13 protein-coding genes and 3 tRNA genes are annotated in these 14,256 nt (G+C 64.3%); 9 read left to right on the forward strand and 7 right to left on the reverse strand.

Translation table 11 applies throughout. From position 1 onward, the window contains the following. Positions 1-17: 17 nt before the first annotated feature. From atpG to ABUE11_RS01710, 3 genes are all read left to right on the forward strand, one after another. Positions 18-884, forward strand: a complete 867-nt coding sequence (gene atpG / locus ABUE11_RS01700) for a F0F1 ATP synthase subunit gamma (protein ID WP_367067290.1) — start codon at positions 18-20, stop codon at positions 882-884. A gap of 30 nt (positions 885-914) precedes the next feature. Further along, positions 915-2,321, forward strand: coding sequence for a F0F1 ATP synthase subunit beta (gene atpD / locus ABUE11_RS01705; RefSeq protein WP_367067291.1), 1,407 nt, complete (start codon positions 915-917; stop codon positions 2,319-2,321). A gap of 84 nt (positions 2,322-2,405) precedes the next feature. After that, positions 2,406-2,822, forward strand: coding sequence for a F0F1 ATP synthase subunit epsilon (locus ABUE11_RS01710; RefSeq protein WP_367067293.1), 417 nt, complete (start codon positions 2,406-2,408; stop codon positions 2,820-2,822). A gap of 81 nt (positions 2,823-2,903) precedes the next feature. Here ABUE11_RS01710 and ABUE11_RS01715 read toward each other — a convergent pair whose 3' ends face one another. The 3 genes from ABUE11_RS01715 to ABUE11_RS01725 are packed head-to-tail and all read right to left on the reverse strand — an operon-like array spanning position 2,904 to position 5,008. Beyond that, the gene (locus ABUE11_RS01715; protein ID WP_367067295.1) at positions 2,904-3,461 is read right to left on the reverse strand and encodes a TPM domain-containing protein; all 558 of its coding nucleotides are present in this window, start codon (positions 3,459-3,461) and stop codon (positions 2,904-2,906) included. Between the two features lie 21 nt (positions 3,462-3,482). Then, positions 3,483-4,382 (reverse strand): TPM domain-containing protein, encoded by a 900-nt coding sequence (locus ABUE11_RS01720; protein WP_367067297.1) that lies wholly within the window; start codon positions 4,380-4,382, stop codon positions 3,483-3,485. A gap of 20 nt (positions 4,383-4,402) precedes the next feature. Beyond that, complete coding sequence (locus ABUE11_RS01725) at positions 4,403-5,008, reverse strand: LemA family protein (RefSeq protein WP_367067299.1); 606 nt, start codon at positions 5,006-5,008, stop codon at positions 4,403-4,405. A 139-nt stretch (positions 5,009-5,147) separates the two neighbouring features. Here ABUE11_RS01725 and ABUE11_RS01730 point away from each other — a divergent pair, with 139 nt between their 5' ends. Both ABUE11_RS01730 and ABUE11_RS01735 read left to right on the forward strand, forming a co-directional pair. Continuing rightward, positions 5,148-5,594, forward strand: a complete 447-nt coding sequence (locus ABUE11_RS01730) for a nuclear transport factor 2 family protein (RefSeq protein ID WP_367067301.1) — start codon at positions 5,148-5,150, stop codon at positions 5,592-5,594. 44 nt (positions 5,595-5,638) lie between these two features. Further along, a complete protein-coding gene (locus ABUE11_RS01735) occupies positions 5,639-6,175 on the forward strand; it encodes a DUF2946 family protein (RefSeq protein WP_367067302.1) in 537 nt (178 codons plus the stop codon). A gap of 47 nt (positions 6,176-6,222) precedes the next feature. Here ABUE11_RS01735 and ABUE11_RS01740 read toward each other — a convergent pair whose 3' ends face one another. The 4 genes from ABUE11_RS01740 to ABUE11_RS01755 all read right to left on the reverse strand — a co-directional run bounded on the left by ABUE11_RS01740 (position 6,223) and on the right by ABUE11_RS01755 (position 12,992). After that, positions 6,223-7,014 (reverse strand): c-type cytochrome, encoded by a 792-nt coding sequence (locus ABUE11_RS01740; protein ID WP_367067304.1) that lies wholly within the window; start codon positions 7,012-7,014, stop codon positions 6,223-6,225. 102 nt (positions 7,015-7,116) lie between these two features. Continuing rightward, on the reverse strand, positions 7,117-8,553 hold the full coding sequence (locus ABUE11_RS01745; protein ID WP_367067305.1) for an efflux transporter outer membrane subunit: 1,437 nt from the start codon (positions 8,551-8,553) through the stop codon (positions 7,117-7,119). 23 nt (positions 8,554-8,576) lie between these two features. Next, a complete protein-coding gene (locus ABUE11_RS01750) occupies positions 8,577-11,729 on the reverse strand; it encodes an efflux RND transporter permease subunit (RefSeq protein WP_367067306.1) in 3,153 nt (1,050 codons plus the stop codon). An 18-nt stretch (positions 11,730-11,747) separates the two neighbouring features. Beyond that, positions 11,748-12,992, reverse strand: coding sequence for an efflux RND transporter periplasmic adaptor subunit (locus ABUE11_RS01755; protein WP_367067308.1), 1,245 nt, complete (start codon positions 12,990-12,992; stop codon positions 11,748-11,750). 182 nt (positions 12,993-13,174) lie between these two features. Between ABUE11_RS01755 and ABUE11_RS01760 the strand changes: the two genes are divergently transcribed. The 4 genes from ABUE11_RS01760 to ABUE11_RS01775 all read left to right on the forward strand — a co-directional run bounded on the left by ABUE11_RS01760 (position 13,175) and on the right by ABUE11_RS01775 (position 14,227). After that, positions 13,175-13,792: a TetR family transcriptional regulator gene (locus tag ABUE11_RS01760; RefSeq protein ID WP_367067310.1), complete on the forward strand. Its 618-nt coding sequence runs from the start codon at positions 13,175-13,177 to the stop codon at positions 13,790-13,792. A 67-nt stretch (positions 13,793-13,859) separates the two neighbouring features. Further along, positions 13,860-13,935, forward strand: a tRNA-Arg gene (locus ABUE11_RS01765). Between the two features lie 95 nt (positions 13,936-14,030). After that, positions 14,031-14,116 (forward strand) — tRNA-Tyr (locus tag ABUE11_RS01770). 37 nt (positions 14,117-14,153) lie between these two features. Then, positions 14,154-14,227 (forward strand) — tRNA-Gly (locus ABUE11_RS01775). Positions 14,228-14,256: the final 29 nt, after the last annotated feature.

Below are 14,256 nucleotides of genomic sequence, written 5' to 3' on the forward strand. Positions count from 1 at the left end.
GCGGACGAGGAGTCATCATGGCAGCAGGCAAGGAAATACGCGGCAAGATCAAATCGGTGGAGAACACCAAGAAGATCACCAAGGCCATGGAGATGGTGGCCGCGTCCAAGATGCGCAAGGCGCAGGATCGCATGCGCGCCGCTCGTCCGTTCGCCGAGAAGGTCCGCAATATTGCGGCCCACCTCGGCCAGGCGAACCCCGAGTACGTTCACCCGTTCATGAAGACGAACGACGCGAAGGCGGCGGGGGTCATCGTGGTGACGACCGACAAGGGTCTTTGCGGTGGCATGAACACCAACGTGCTGCGTGCCGTCACGGCCAAGCTGCGCGAACTGCAGGAGCAGGGCGTGCAGACGCAGGCCGTGGCCATTGGCAACAAGGGCCTGGGGTTCCTGAACCGCGTCGGCGCGAAGGTGGTGGCTCAGTCCGTGGGGCTGGGCGACACCCCGCATCTGGACAAGCTCATCGGCCCGGTGAAGGTTCTGCTCGACGCATATGCCGAGGGCAAGATCAACGCGGTGTACCTCGCCTACACCCGCTTCATCAACACCATGAAGCAGGAGTCGGTGGTGGAGCAGTTGCTGCCCCTGTCCTCCGAGCGTATGCAGGCCGAGAAGTCGGGCCCGAGCTGGGACTACATCTATGAGCCCGATGCGCAGAGCGTGATCGACGAGTTGCTGGTGCGCTATGTCGAATCGTTGATTTACCAGGCCGTGGCAGAGAACATGGCTTCGGAGCAGTCGGCGCGCATGGTGGCCATGAAGGCCGCCACGGACAACGCGGGCAACGTCATCAACGAGCTCAAGCTGGTCTACAACAAGACGCGTCAGGCCGCGATCACGAAGGAACTTTCGGAGATCGTCGCCGGTGCGGCGGCCGTCTAAACCGGTTTTACAAATTTCTGGAGCAAACAAATGGCTCAAGTGCAAGGCAAGATTGTTCAATGTATCGGCGCCGTGGTGGACGTGGAGTTCCCGCGCGACCAGATGCCCAAGGTGTACGACGCCCTCAAGCTCGAAGGTTCGGCCCTGACGCTGGAAGTGCAGCAGCAGCTCGGCGACGGCGTGGTGCGTACTATTGCCCTCGGTTCGTCCGACGGCTTGAAGCGCGGCCTGATGGTGACCAACACCGGCAACCCCATCACCGTGCCCGTGGGCAAGGCGACCCTGGGCCGCATCATGGACGTGCTGGGCAACCCCATCGACGAGCGCGGCCCGGTCAGCCAGGAGCTCACCGCCTCGATCCACCGCAAGGCCCCGGCCTATGACGAGCTGTCGCCCTCGCAGGAACTGCTCGAGACGGGCATCAAGGTGATCGACCTGGTGTGCCCGTTCGCCAAGGGCGGCAAGGTGGGTCTGTTCGGTGGCGCCGGCGTGGGCAAGACCGTGAACATGATGGAGCTCATCAACAACATCGCCAAGGCGCACTCGGGTCTGTCCGTGTTCGCGGGCGTGGGCGAGCGTACCCGTGAGGGCAACGACTTCTACCACGAGATGAGCGACTCCAAGGTCGTGGTGCAGGAAGACCTCTCCCAATCCAAGGTGGCCATGGTCTACGGCCAGATGAACGAGCCCCCGGGCAACCGTCTGCGCGTGGCCCTGACGGGTCTGACCATTGCGGAATCGTTCCGTGACGAAGGCCGTGACGTGCTGTTCTTCGTGGACAACATCTACCGCTACACGCTGGCCGGTACCGAAGTGTCCGCCCTGCTGGGCCGTATGCCCTCCGCCGTGGGCTACCAGCCGACGCTGGCCGAGGAAATGGGGCGCCTGCAGGAGCGCATTACCTCCACCAAGGTGGGCTCGATCACCTCGATCCAGGCCGTGTACGTGCCCGCGGATGACTTGACCGACCCCTCGCCCGCAACGACCTTCGCCCACCTGGACTCCACCGTGGTGCTTTCGCGTGACATCGCCGCGCTGGGTATCTACCCCGCCGTCGATCCGCTCGACTCCACCAGCCGCCAGCTCGACCCCCATGTGGTGGGCGAGGAGCACTACAACGTGGCCCGCCAGGTGCAGGGCACGCTGCAGCGCTACAAGGAACTGCGCGACATCATCGCCATTCTGGGCATGGACGAACTGGCACCAGAAGACAAGCTGGTCGTGGCCCGCGCCCGCAAGATCCAGCGCTTCCTGTCGCAGCCCTTCCACGTGGCCGAAGTCTTCACGGGTTCGCCCGGCAAGTACGTGCCGCTGTCGGAAACCATCCGCGGCTTCAAGATGATCGTGGCCGGTGAGTGCGATCACCTGCCCGAGCAGGCCTTCTACATGGTCGGCACCATCGACGAGGCCTTCGAGAAGGCCAAGAAGCTCGCGTGATCTGAGGTTGAGCGTTGAGTGCCGGGAATTCAGCGTGACCTGCACTCAACGCCAGACGTAAAACGCTCAACCCAAGGAGTTTTCATGAACACCATCCACGTCGATGTGGTCAGCGCCGAGGAGGCCATCTTCTCCGGCGAGGCGCGCTTTGTCGCGCTCCCTGGTGAGGCGGGCGAGCTTGGTATCTATCCGCGCCATACACCGCTCATCACCCGTATCAAGCCGGGTTCGGTGCGCATCGAACTGCCCGACGGCAAGGAAGAATTCGTCTTCGTGGCCGGCGGCATTCTGGAAGTGCAGCCCAACTGCGTGACGGTGCTGTCCGACACGGCCATCCGTGGCAGTGACCTGGACGACCAGAAGGCTCAGGAGGCCAAGGCGGCCGCCGAGGAGGCCCTCAAGAACGCCAAGAGCGAGATCGATCTCGCGCGCGCACAGTCCGAGCTGGCCATCATGGCCGCGCAGATTGCCGCGCTGCGCAAGTTCCGTCAGAAGCACTGAAACGGCGGTACGCGCATGCAAAAAAAGGGACGCCATGGCGTCCCTTTTTTGCATGGATGGCGCGGGTCCGATGTGGGGCGGTCAGGGAGCGACCACTGGCGCATCGGGCAGTTCATTGCCCCGGTCAGGCGTTTCGTCGTCACCCTCATCACGGGGGAAATGTTCGACGAGCAATGCCGACACTTCCGCGAGGGCCTGGGTCAGGCCTTCCTCATAGTGACCGGCGCGAAACGCATCGGTCATATGCGCCACCATGTCACGCCATGTGGTGCCGGATACATGCCTGGTGAGGCCGCGATCGGCAACGATCTCTATGGCGTGATCGGCCAGCAGCAGGTAGATGAGGACCCCGTTATTGCATTCCGTGTCCCATACACGCAGCTTGCCGAACTGGGTGATGGCGCGCTCCCGCGCCCCGGCGCCGCGCCAGATGTAGGACAGGGGCAGGCCGCCCTCGACGCATATGCGCACCTGACCCGTGTGGCGCCGCTCGCTCGCGGCGATGCGCTGCGCCAGGCGCTCGAGCATGTCGGGTGGGAGGGCCTGGTGCAGTCCGCCGTCCGCCCAGCGGTGCGCGAGCAGACGGCGCAGGGCGCGCAGTACCGATGGAGTGGGAGATGTCGCAGCAGCAGCTTTCATGGGGGGATCGCCTTGTGTTCTCTACCAGTCGCCGGAGGCGCCGCCACCGCCGAAGTCACCTCCGCCGCCCGAGCGGAAGCCACCGCCGCCCCAGTGGCCGCCGTCCCTGCCGCCACCCACACCACCCCAGGGACCTCCAAGACCGCCAATCGGGGCGTTGCGGCCGGCAAAAATCCACGTGTAGAACAACGCCGCCAGGGCCGCCGCGACCGCGAGCGACAGGCTTGATGTGATGACGAAGGCGAGCAGGCCCGTACCGCCGCCCATCAGGACGCCGGCGAGCCGCTGTCCCACAAGACGCCTGAGCACCGGCCCGACGATCATCACGCCAAAGAACAGAAAGATTGCAAGATCCGACCAACCGGCGTCCGTGGAGTCGCGCGCACCATCTGCCGCGTCGGCGGTATCGGGCAGGGGGAGTGACTCACCCGCAATGCGTTGGCCGATCTGTTGCACGGCCGCGTTCAGGCCGCCGGCGAAATCGCCGTCGCGAAACCGGGGCTTCATGGCGCCATCGATGATGCGGGCCGCCGCAATGTCGGGAATCGCTCCCTCCAGGGCCTTGGCCACCTCGATGCGCATGCGCCGATCGTCCTTGGCCACGACGATCAGAACACCATCGCCGACCTGCTTGCGCCCGATCTTCCAGGCATTGCCTACGCGGTTGGCGAATGCCGCGATGTCCTCCGGTGCCGTACTGGGCACCATCAGCACCACAACCTGGGAGCCATGCTGCTGTTCTATGGCTGCCAGGCGCGCATCGAGGGCCTCGCGTTGGGACTCGTCGAGCGTGGCGGTCTCATCGATGACATGTGCACTCAGTGCGGGGATCTGCCGAAGCGGCTGCGCCGTTGTCGTGGAAGCGCCGAAAACTATAAAAAATATAGCTATCAGCGCTTGTATGACAAGCCTTGAAGGCATATTTCGTTACAAATCAATGTTCAAGGCTTGGTTGCGGGCGCATTGCCCGAGAAGTCGACCTTGGGCGGTGTGCTGATCTCGGCCTCGTTCTGCACGGTGAAGCTTGGCTTGGGCGCATAGCTGAAGACCATGGCCGTGATGTTCGTCGGGAAGCTGCGTGCGAGCACGTTGTACTCCTGCACGGCCTGGATGTAGCGATTGCGCGCGACGGTGATGCGGTTTTCCGTCCCCTCGAGCGTGACGCGCAAGTCCCTAAAGCCCTGGTTGGCCTGGAGTTGCGGGTAGCGCTCGGCCACCACCATCAGGCGAGACAGGGCGCTCGAGAGTTCGCCCTGGGCCTGCTGGAACTTGTTGAAGGCCTCGGGGTTGTTCAGGGTTTCGGGCGTGACCTGGATCGAGGTCGCCTTGGCGCGTGCCTCGACGACGCGGGTCAGTGTCTCCTGCTCGAACGCGGCCTCGCCCTTGACCGTGGCGACGATGTTGGGAACCAGGTCCGCACGGCGCTGGTACTGGTTGAGTACCTCGCTCCAGGCCGCCTTGGACTGCTCGTCCAGTCGTTGGAAGTCGTTGTAGCCGCATCCAGACAGAAGCAATGCGGTCATCAGGATGGCGATGATGTGTTTCATGACGTGATGGTGGCCGGAGTGGGTGGGCGGGCATACTGTCGCCGCCATTGTGCATGGATTGCGTCGGTCGATGACAAGGACGGCATGACGCCCGACAATCAAGGCCCGGTCGCAGCAACCGACGCCCTTGTTGTCTCCCATGGCCCGAACCTCTCCACGCCTCGTTCCTGCCGAAAGTCCCGATGACCTTGAGGCCGCGTTCTATGACGCCCTGCACAAGGGCGATCTGGATCGCCTCATGGCTTGTTGGGCGGATGAGGACGAAATCATGTGCGTGTTTGCCGATGGCGCCCGCCTGTTGGGTCCGGCGGCGATCCGCGCGGCCTATGCGGCCATCCTGGAGCGTGGGGGACTGTGGGTGAGGCCGACGCAGCAGATGCGCTTGCAGGGCCCGACCAGCTGCGTCCACAGCGTGGTGGAGCGGGTTTCCACCATGCTGCCCGACGGTCGACATGACGCCACCGTCCTCGCGACCCATGTGTATCAGAAGACCGGTATCGGCTGGCGCATGGTGGCACGCCATGCCAGCCTCGCGCCATGGGCCGATGCGCCCGCGGCACCGCCCGATGCCACGCTGCTGCATTGAACCGTACACGCGCATGTCGCGCTCGCAACAAGCACCCTCACACCATGGATGACATCGTCAAGCAGGCCATCGCGAAATGGCCCCATGTCCCTCACTGCTACGGCTGGTTGGGGCTCGATGCGCGCGGTCAGTGGTATTTGCGCGATGCCGCCACGCAAGCGGCGGGGCGCTTTCCCCTGTCGCGCGGCAGTCGCCTGGAGCATGCCAAGCTCGTGGAGTTCATCCATCGCAACTATGAGGCGGACTCCCGGGGATGCTGGTACTTCCAGAATGGCCCGCAGCGCGTCTATGTCGAACTGGAGGCGGCGCCGCTTGTGTGGAGGGTCGATGCCGATGGGCAGGTCATCGCCCATACCGGCGCGGCGGCCGGAGCGGTGCGCGAATGCCTGCTGGACGAGGAGGGGCGGGTGTATCTGGCGTGCGACCTGGGGCTGGGCCTGGTCCACAGCCTGGATGTGGGCTATGTCGCGCAACAGATCGAGGCCGGGCGCTGGGCGCCGCGCGAGGCAAGGTCCGCGGACCTGCCGCCGGAATATGGTTTCGTCGTCAGCCCTGAGGCCATGGCGAGCGATGGGCAGTGACAAAAAAGCCGATCAATGATCGGCTTTTTTGTGGTGTGGATCGATGCTTACTTGGCCGCGTTGACCAGGTATTCGACGGCGGCCTTGAAGTCCTCGTCCGAGGCCGTCGAGCCGCCCCTGGGCGGCATGGCGCCCTTGCCCTCGGTGGCGATCTTCAGCACCTCGTCAAAGCCAGCGGCAAGGCGAGGGCCCCAGGCACCCTTGTCACCGAACTTGGGAGCGCCGGCCACGCCGCTGGCATGGCAGGCCGCACAAGTGGCTTCGTACACCTTCTTGCCGGCATCCGCCGCTGTCCCGCCCGCCGCGGCGGCTCCGCCATCGGTGGAAGCGCCGGCTTCGCTCTTGGATGCAGCACCGGGCTCGGCGAACTTCGCACCGGCGGCGTTTGCCATGTAGGCCACGCCGCGGGCGATCTCGGTGTCATTGAACTCGCCGCCGCCCTGCGGTGCCATGGCTCCCTTGCCCTTGAGTGCCGACTCCACGAGCGCCTCGAAACCGGTCTTGATGCGCGGGCCCCAGGCTGCGGCATCGCCAAACTTGGGTGCGCCGGCGGCGCCGGTCGCGTGACATGCCGAGCATTGCGCCTTGTAGACCTCCTCGCCGCCTCGTAGGGGGCGGTTGGCATCACGAATCGCGACAGTGCCGACCTTCTGAATGCGCTGCGCAATCGCCAGCTCCGGGTTGTCCACGCCGGCATTGGGCTTGGTGCCGGAGCTCACGAAAACGACCAGACCGATGATGATGAATATCGGTACCACGAAGCCAAGAACAGTGGAGAGTAGAAACTGCTTTGGGTTTTTGATGGCGCCCGTGTGCGCTTCGTCGTGGTTGTCGCTCATGTGGTCCTCGGGTGATTTTGTTGTGCGTGGCGAATGAAAACAGGCGCCGATTATAGGAGCGGCCTCCAGTTTCGGCGCCTGCAGGGTGACCCCCCTGCGGCATCAGGAGCGCGATGCCTGCTTCGTGTCCGTCCATCCGCCGCCGAGCACCTTGTACAGCGATACCTGGTTCTGCAGTTGCTGCAGGCGCACTTGCACGAGCGCCTGCTCGGTTGCATACAGCGAGCGCTGTGCGTCCAGCAGATCGAGGTAGCTGGCCACGCCATTGCGATAGCGCAGATCCGACAGTTGCAGTCGCTTCGCATCGGCCTGCGTCTGGGCGCGCTGGGCGTCGATCTGCGCCTGCAAGGTGGCCTGCCCGGCCAGCGCGTCCGACACTTCGCGGAATGCGGTCTGGATCGACTTTTCGTACTGTGCGACGGCGATTTCGCGGCCGGCGCGCGCCGATTCGAGGCCGGCCTGATTGCGTCCGGCGTCGAAGATGGGCAGGGCGAGCTGCGGCGCCAGCGAAAAGGCCCAGCTGCCGCTCTTGAACAAGCCCGACAGCTCGTTGCTGACCGTCCCCACGGAGGCGGTCAGCGCGATGCGGGGGAAGAACGCGGCACGGGCCGCGCCGATGTTGGCGTTGGCGGCAATCAGCTGCTGTTCGGCCTGGCGTATGTCCGGGCGGCGCTGCAGCAGATCCGAAGGCAGGCCCGCGGGAAGCGACTGCATGGGCGCCGCATCGTCGAGCCGCAGCCCCGACAGGCTGGCACGTATGTCCTCGGGCAGGGGCTGGCCGACCAGCAGGGCGAGCGCGTTTTCATCGAGCAGGCGCTGGCGTTGCTGTTGCGCGTAGGTGGCGCGTGCGGCCTGCGCCAGGCTTTCGGCCTGATGGCTGTCCAGCTCGGAGCTCACGCCGTTGTCCAGGCGCAGGCGCGTCAGCCTGACGGATTCTTCACGCGTCTGCAGCGTGCGCCGCGAGATGTCCAGCAGTTCCTCGTCTGCCATGAGCGTGAGCCAGCCCGATGCGACCGCCGCCACCAGACTGATCTGCGCCGACTTGCGCGCCTCGTCCGTGGCGAGGTACTGCGCAAGCGCCTGCTCCTTGAGTGCCCCGATGCGTCCGAAGAAGTCGATCTCCCAGGCGGAAACCCCCAACCCCACCTGGAAGTTGTTGCCGTAGTGGCCCTGTGTGTCGGGCTGGCGCGTGCCGCTCGCGATGGCGTTCACCGTCGGGTACTGGCCGGCGCGCTGGATCTGAAACTGTGCGCGCGCCTGCTCCACGTTGAGCATGGCGACGCGCAGATCGCGGTTGTTGCCCAATGCGATGCCGATGAGCCGCTGCAGCCGCTGGTCGGTGAAGTAGTCGCGCCAGTCGATATCGGCGGCCGCAACGGCATTCGCCGAAGGGGCCTCGCTGCCGGCCAGCGCAAACTTTTCGGGTACCGGTGCCTGCGGACGTTCGTACTTCGGGATGAAGCTGCAGCCGGCCAGCAAGGCGGAGATCACCAGTGGTGAGAGCGTGTGGCGCGCCCCGTTGAGTGTGTGCATAAGCATGTTGTGTGGTCCTGCGAATCTGATCACGCGGTATGGTCGCCGTGGTGCACCATCGCGTGCTTGGCGTCATGCTCGCGCTGGCGCTGGCTGCCCTTGAAGAAGCTGCGCACCAACACAAAGAACACCGGCACAAAGATGACGGCCAGTACTGTGCCCGAGATCATGCCGCCGATCACGCCGGTGCCGATGGCGCGTTGGCTGGCGGAGCTTGCGCCCGTTGCCAGGTACAGCGGAATGACGCCCAGGGTGAAGGCCAGCGAGGTCATGACGATGGGGCGGAAGCGCAGATGTGCCGCCTCCAGTGCCGCCTCGACGATGCCCTTGCCGGAGGCCTGCAGGTCCTTGGCAAACTCGATGATCAGGATGGCGTTCTTGGCCGACAGCCCAATGATGGTGACCAGACCGATCTGGAAGTACACATCGTTGGAGAGGCCTCGGCCCAGTGTCGCCAGCAGCACGCCGAGCACCCCGAGTGGCACCACCAGCAGCACCGAGAACGGGATCGACCAGCTCTCATACAGGGCCGCCAGGCTCAGAAACACGGCCAGCAGTGAGAACGCGTACAGCACCATGGCCTGGGAGCCGGCGAGCTTTTCCTCGCGCGACTGCCCCGTCCATTCGAAGCCAAATCCTTCGGGAAGCTGCGCGGCCAGGCGTTCCATCTCCTGCATGGCGTCACCGGTGCTGTAACCCGGCGCGGCTCCGCCCGCAATCTTCATTGCGGGGTAGCCGTTGTAGCGCACGGTCTGCATGGCGCCCGTGATCCAGCGAGTGGAGGCGAATGTGGAGAGCGGGATCACCTGCCCCTTGTTGTTGAGGATGGGCAGGTCCAGCACATCCTCGGGCTGCATGCGGGCCGTCGCATCGGCCTGGACCACCACGCGTTGCAGGCGCCCCTGGTTCGGAAAGTCGTTCACATAGGACGAGCCCATGGCCGTGGACAGGGCGCTGCTGATGCTGTCGAACGACACGCCCAGGGCGTTGGCCTTGTCACGGTCAATGTCGATGGTCATCTGCGGTGCGTCTTCCATGCCGTCGGGGCGAACCTGCGTCAGGACCTTGCTTTGGGCAGCCATGCCCAGCAGCTGGTTGCGTGCGGCCAGCAGCGCATCGTGACCCTTGGCGCCGCGGTCCTGCAGCCGGAACGTGAAGCCCGTGGCCGTGCCCAGTTCGGGGATGGGTGGTGGGCTCAGCGCGAAGATGAACGCGTCGCGATAGCCGGAGAGCGCGCCCATGAAGCGGCCCGCGATCGCGTCGGCCGAATGCTCGACGCCGGGCCGCTCGCTCCAGTTCTTCAGGGGTATGAACGAAATACCCGCGTTCTGACCTTGTCCGGAGAACGAGAATCCCGCCACCGTGATGATGTCCTTCACCTCGGGTTGCGCCATCGCAAACTCCTCCACTGCAGTCAGCGCGGCGCGTGTGCGCTCCAGCGATGCGCCCGGAGGCAGTTGCACGTTGGCGATCAGGTAGCCCTGGTCCTCATTGGGCAGGAACGAAGTCGGAAGCCGCATGTACACGATGCCGACGGCGCCGATCAGGGCGGCGTAGATGACCATCATCCGACCGCCGCGACGCAGCATGCGCGACATGCCGGCCTCGTACCCACGCGTGGTGTTCTTGAACATCCGGTTGAACCAGCCGAAGAAGCCCTTCTTCTCATGGTGATCTTCGGACACGGGCTTGAGCAGTGTGCCGCAAAGCGCTGGCGTCAGCGATAGCGCGAGGAATGCCGAGAACGCGATCGACGTGGCCATGGTGGCCGCAAACTGGCGGTAGATGTTGCCCGTGGATCCGGCAAAGAAGGCCAGTGGCACGAAGACCGAGATCAGCACCACCGTGATGCCGACGATGGCGCCCGAGATCTGGCTCATGGCCTTTCGCGTGGCCTCGAGCGGCGGCAGTCCCTCCTCGCTCATGATGCGCTCCACGTTCTCCACCACCACGATCGCGTCGTCAACCACAATGCCGATGACCAGCACCATGCCGAACATGGTCAACACATTGATGGAGAAGCCCATGGCCAGCAAGGCGCCGAAAGTGCCCAGCAGGGCGACGGGAACGACGATGGTGGGGATGATGGTGTAGCGGAAGTTCTGCAGGAACAGAAACATCACCAGAAACACCAGCACGACCGCTTCCAGCAAGGTATGCACCACCTTCTCGATGGAGACGGCGACGAAGGTAGAGGTGTCGTAGGGAATGGAATACTTGACGCCCTGCGGGAAGAACGGGCGCAGCTGTTCCAGCTTGGCCTTGACGGCCTTGGCCGTGGCCAACGCGTTCGCCTTGGGCGTGAGCTGCACGCCCATGCCGACGGCCGGCGCACCGTTGAGCCGGGCGCTGGTTGCATAGCTTTGGGACCCGAGCTCGATACGCGCGACATCCTTCAGGCGAACGGTCGAGCCGTCGGTGTTGGCGCGCAGGACCACGTTGCCGAACTGCTCGGTGGTCGACAGCTGCCCCTGAACGACGATAGTGGCGGCCATGGTCTGGCCCGGCGTGCTGGGCAGATCGCCGAGGTTGCCGGCCGACACCTGCAGGTTCTGTGCACGAATGGCGGCGTTCACCTGATCGAGCGACAGGTTGAAACCCTTGAGCTTCGCGGGGTCGACCCAGACGCGCATTGCGCGCTCGGCGCCGAACTGGGTCACCGCGCCGACGCCGGGCAGGCGCTGCAGTTCCGGTGTGACGTTGCGTGCCGCGTAGTCATTGAGCGCCTCGATGTCGACATCCGGGTTGTCGGATGTGAGCAGCGTCATCAGCAGGAAGTTGGAGCGTGACTTCTCCACGCGCACCCCCTGTTGCGTGACGGCCGACGGCAGGCGTGGCGTGGCGCGCGACAGGCGGTTCTGTACGTCCACCTGCGCCAGATCGTCGTTGGTACCCGGCTCGAAGCTCAGCACGATGGAGCCGGTGCCATTGGCCTGGCTGGTGGTTTCCATGTATGCCAGGCCCGTTGCACCGTTCATTTCGCGCTCGATGACGGACAGCACGCTGTCTTCCAGCGTCTGGGCGGTTGCACCGGGGTAGGTCACCGAAACCTGAATCGTCGGCGGTGCCACGGTGGGGTACTGCGCAATAGGCAGTTGGGTGATCGACACTGCGCCGATCACCATGATGAAGATGGCGATCACCCACGCGAAGATGGGGCGTTCAATGAAAAACTTGGCCATGTGCCGCGCTCCTGATCCTTAAGACTTTGCAGCGGAGGCCGGGACAGACGGTTGCGCCGGCTTGGCGGCGCCGCCGCCCTGCCAGGGCACGGGCTTCACGACGATGGGTGTGCCGGGTTTGCCGCGAGGCAGCTTCTGGAAGCCATCGACCATGACCTGGTCGCCGGATTGCAGTCCCTCGAGCACCACCCAGTTCGAGCCCTGGGCCGGTCCGAGCTTGACGGTGCGTGGGCTGACCTGGTTGTCTGCGTTCACGACCATCACGGTATCCGCCCTGGCCGATCGGGTGACGGCTTGCTGCGGCAGCAAGATGGCGTTGTCCACCTGCGCCTGTTCCAGGCGAACGCGTACGTACAGGCCTGGCAGCAGGGCGAAATCGCGGTTGGGGATCTCTGCGCGCAGCGTCACCTGGCCGCTGGTGGAGTCCACGGTCAGGTCGGTGAACAGCAGGCGGCCGGCCTGCGGGTATACGCTGCCGTCTTCCAGCACCACACGCACCTGGGCGGCGCCGGATCCTGCCTGTTTGTACTTGCCGCTCGCGACCGCCGCGCGCAGCTTGAGCGCGTCGGAGGCCGATTGCGTGAAGTTGACATACAGCGGATCGATTTGCTGAATGATGGCCAGCGCGGTGGCGCTGCCTTGACCAACCAGGGCTCCCTCGGTGACGAGTGCCCGGCCAATGCGGCCGGAAATCGGAGCGGTCACGGTGGCGTAGCCCAGATTGATGCGCGCCGTGGTGACCGCCGCCTTGGCAGCCGCCACATTGGCGCGCGCCGTCTTCTCTGATGCCACGGCGTTGTCATATTCCTGCTTGCTGATGGCATTGACGGCCACCAGCGGGCGGTAGCGCTCGACCAGGGCCCGGCTTTGCGCCAGGCTGGCTTCCGCCTGAGCGACGCTGGCTTCCGCCTGGGCGAGGCTGGCCTGGTAGGGGGCGCTGTCGATCAGGAACAGTTTCTGCCCGGCCTTGACGTCGCTGCCCTCGCCGAACAGGCGCTTCTGCAGAATGCCGGCGGCGCGTGCCCGGACTTCGGCGATGCGTGATGCTTCCAGGCGGCCAGGCAGTTCGGTTACCAGTCCGATGTCTCCAGCCTGAACGGTGACGACACCCACTTCGGGCGCCTGAGGGCCCGCACCCGCCGCCGCTGCGTTCTCCTTCTTGCTGCAGGCGCCAAGGGCCAGCGCTCCAGCCAGGGCCACGGCGATCGCTGTGAAGCGGATTTGCGGCCGCGGGTTGTGGTGATTGTTGTTTGAGAAAGGCATGGCAGTCCCTTGAAAGACGATATGCGTGATTGTCCGAATCGGTGCGCGGACGATGATGGCATCGCCCGGTAAATTCCCTGTGAATACGCGTGTGTGGCTTGCGATTGTACATACATTCGTGAATGTATAATTAATGGCGTGCTCGGCTCTGGTGGCGAGCGCATGCAGGAGGTTTGCCGTCTATGGCGCGACGTACCAAGGAAGATGCCGATGCCACGCGCAGCAGTTTGCTCGACGCTGCCGAGCGCGTGTTCTATGAAAAGGGTGTTGTGCGCGCCTCACTCGGCGAGATCGCCCAGGTTGCGGGTGCGACGCGTGGTGCGATCTACTGGCACTTCAAGGACAAGGTCGACCTGTTCAATGCAATGATGGATCGCGTATCGCTTCCGTTGGAGGAAGTGTGCGCGGATGATGGGTGCGGGGATGGCGGTGCCTTGGTTCGCATGCTTGCGATGATCGACCGTGTGGTCGGTGTGGTGACCTGCGATGAGCGCACCCGGCGGGTGTTTGAGATTGCCTTCTATCGTGTCGAGTATGTGGAGGAGCTCAGGGCCGTGCGCGAGCGGCATCTGGCGGTGCAGGCGCGCTTTCATGCGATTGTGTCCCGTGACCTTGGCCTGGCTGCGAGGGAGTGCGGCCTGGTGCTGCCCATGGGGGTAGAGGTGGCGGCGGCGGGCTTGCATGCGCTGTTTGATGGCTTGTTGCATCAATGGATACTGCGCGAGGCGCGCTATGACCTGCGGTTGGTCGTTCGTTCGTCCGTGCTGATCTATCTGCGTGGCCTGGGTTTTCATGTGTAGCGGCGTGCAATAATGCTGCGTTGCGTCCGAGTCCTGTGGCCCAGTGCGGCGGGGTTCGGTTGTCGTAGCGGCTGTAGCTCAGTGGATAGAGTATTGGCCTCCGAAGCCAAGGGTCGTGGGTTCGATCCCCGCCAGCCGCGCCAGAATGCCGCTTTGCGGGGTGTGTCGACGCGAGAATTGAAAATTCCTCGGTTGCATGCGCGAGAGGTGGAATTTCTGCTAGAATCGCAAATTCTTCGGAGGGGTGCCCGAGTGGCTAAAGGGGGCAGACTGTAAATCTGTTGGCTTACGCCTACACTGGTTCGAATCCAGTCCCCTCCACCAGAATCGTGAGTCGAGGCGTCGTGTGGCGCCATGCCTTGCGGGAGTAGTTCAATGGTAGAACCCTAGCCTTCCAAGCTAATGACGCGGGTTCGATTCCCGTCTCCCGCTCCATGGTTCCGGGTTGTTGAGTTTGTGTTTTT

Origin of the sequence: Oryzisolibacter sp. LB2S, assembly GCF_040732315.1 — a bacterium.
Classification (GTDB): Bacteria; Pseudomonadota; Gammaproteobacteria; order Burkholderiales; family Burkholderiaceae_C; genus Alicycliphilus; species Alicycliphilus soli.

Bases quoted from the DNA above. Each gene is read 5' to 3' on its own strand.
- atpG (WP_367067290.1), top strand. From the start codon at position 18: ATGGCAGCAGGCAAGGAAATACGCGGCAAGATCAAATCGGTGGAGAAC.
- atpD (WP_367067291.1), top strand. From the start codon at position 915: ATGGCTCAAGTGCAAGGCAAGATTGTTCAATGTATCGGCGCCGTGGTG.
- ABUE11_RS01710 (WP_367067293.1), top strand. From the start codon at position 2,406: ATGAACACCATCCACGTCGATGTGGTCAGCGCCGAGGAGGCCATCTTC.
- ABUE11_RS01715 (WP_367067295.1), bottom strand. From the start codon at position 3,461: ATGAAAGCTGCTGCTGCGACATCTCCCACTCCATCGGTACTGCGCGCC.
- ABUE11_RS01720 (WP_367067297.1), bottom strand. From the start codon at position 4,382: ATGCCTTCAAGGCTTGTCATACAAGCGCTGATAGCTATATTTTTTATA.
- ABUE11_RS01725 (WP_367067299.1), bottom strand. From the start codon at position 5,008: ATGAAACACATCATCGCCATCCTGATGACCGCATTGCTTCTGTCTGGA.
- ABUE11_RS01730 (WP_367067301.1), top strand. From the start codon at position 5,148: ATGGCCCGAACCTCTCCACGCCTCGTTCCTGCCGAAAGTCCCGATGAC.
- ABUE11_RS01735 (WP_367067302.1), top strand. From the start codon at position 5,639: ATGGATGACATCGTCAAGCAGGCCATCGCGAAATGGCCCCATGTCCCT.
- ABUE11_RS01740 (WP_367067304.1), bottom strand. From the start codon at position 7,014: ATGAGCGACAACCACGACGAAGCGCACACGGGCGCCATCAAAAACCCA.
- ABUE11_RS01745 (WP_367067305.1), bottom strand. From the start codon at position 8,553: ATGCTTATGCACACACTCAACGGGGCGCGCCACACGCTCTCACCACTG.
- ABUE11_RS01750 (WP_367067306.1), bottom strand. From the start codon at position 11,729: ATGGCCAAGTTTTTCATTGAACGCCCCATCTTCGCGTGGGTGATCGCC.
- ABUE11_RS01755 (WP_367067308.1), bottom strand. From the start codon at position 12,992: ATGCCTTTCTCAAACAACAATCACCACAACCCGCGGCCGCAAATCCGC.
- ABUE11_RS01760 (WP_367067310.1), top strand. From the start codon at position 13,175: ATGGCGCGACGTACCAAGGAAGATGCCGATGCCACGCGCAGCAGTTTG.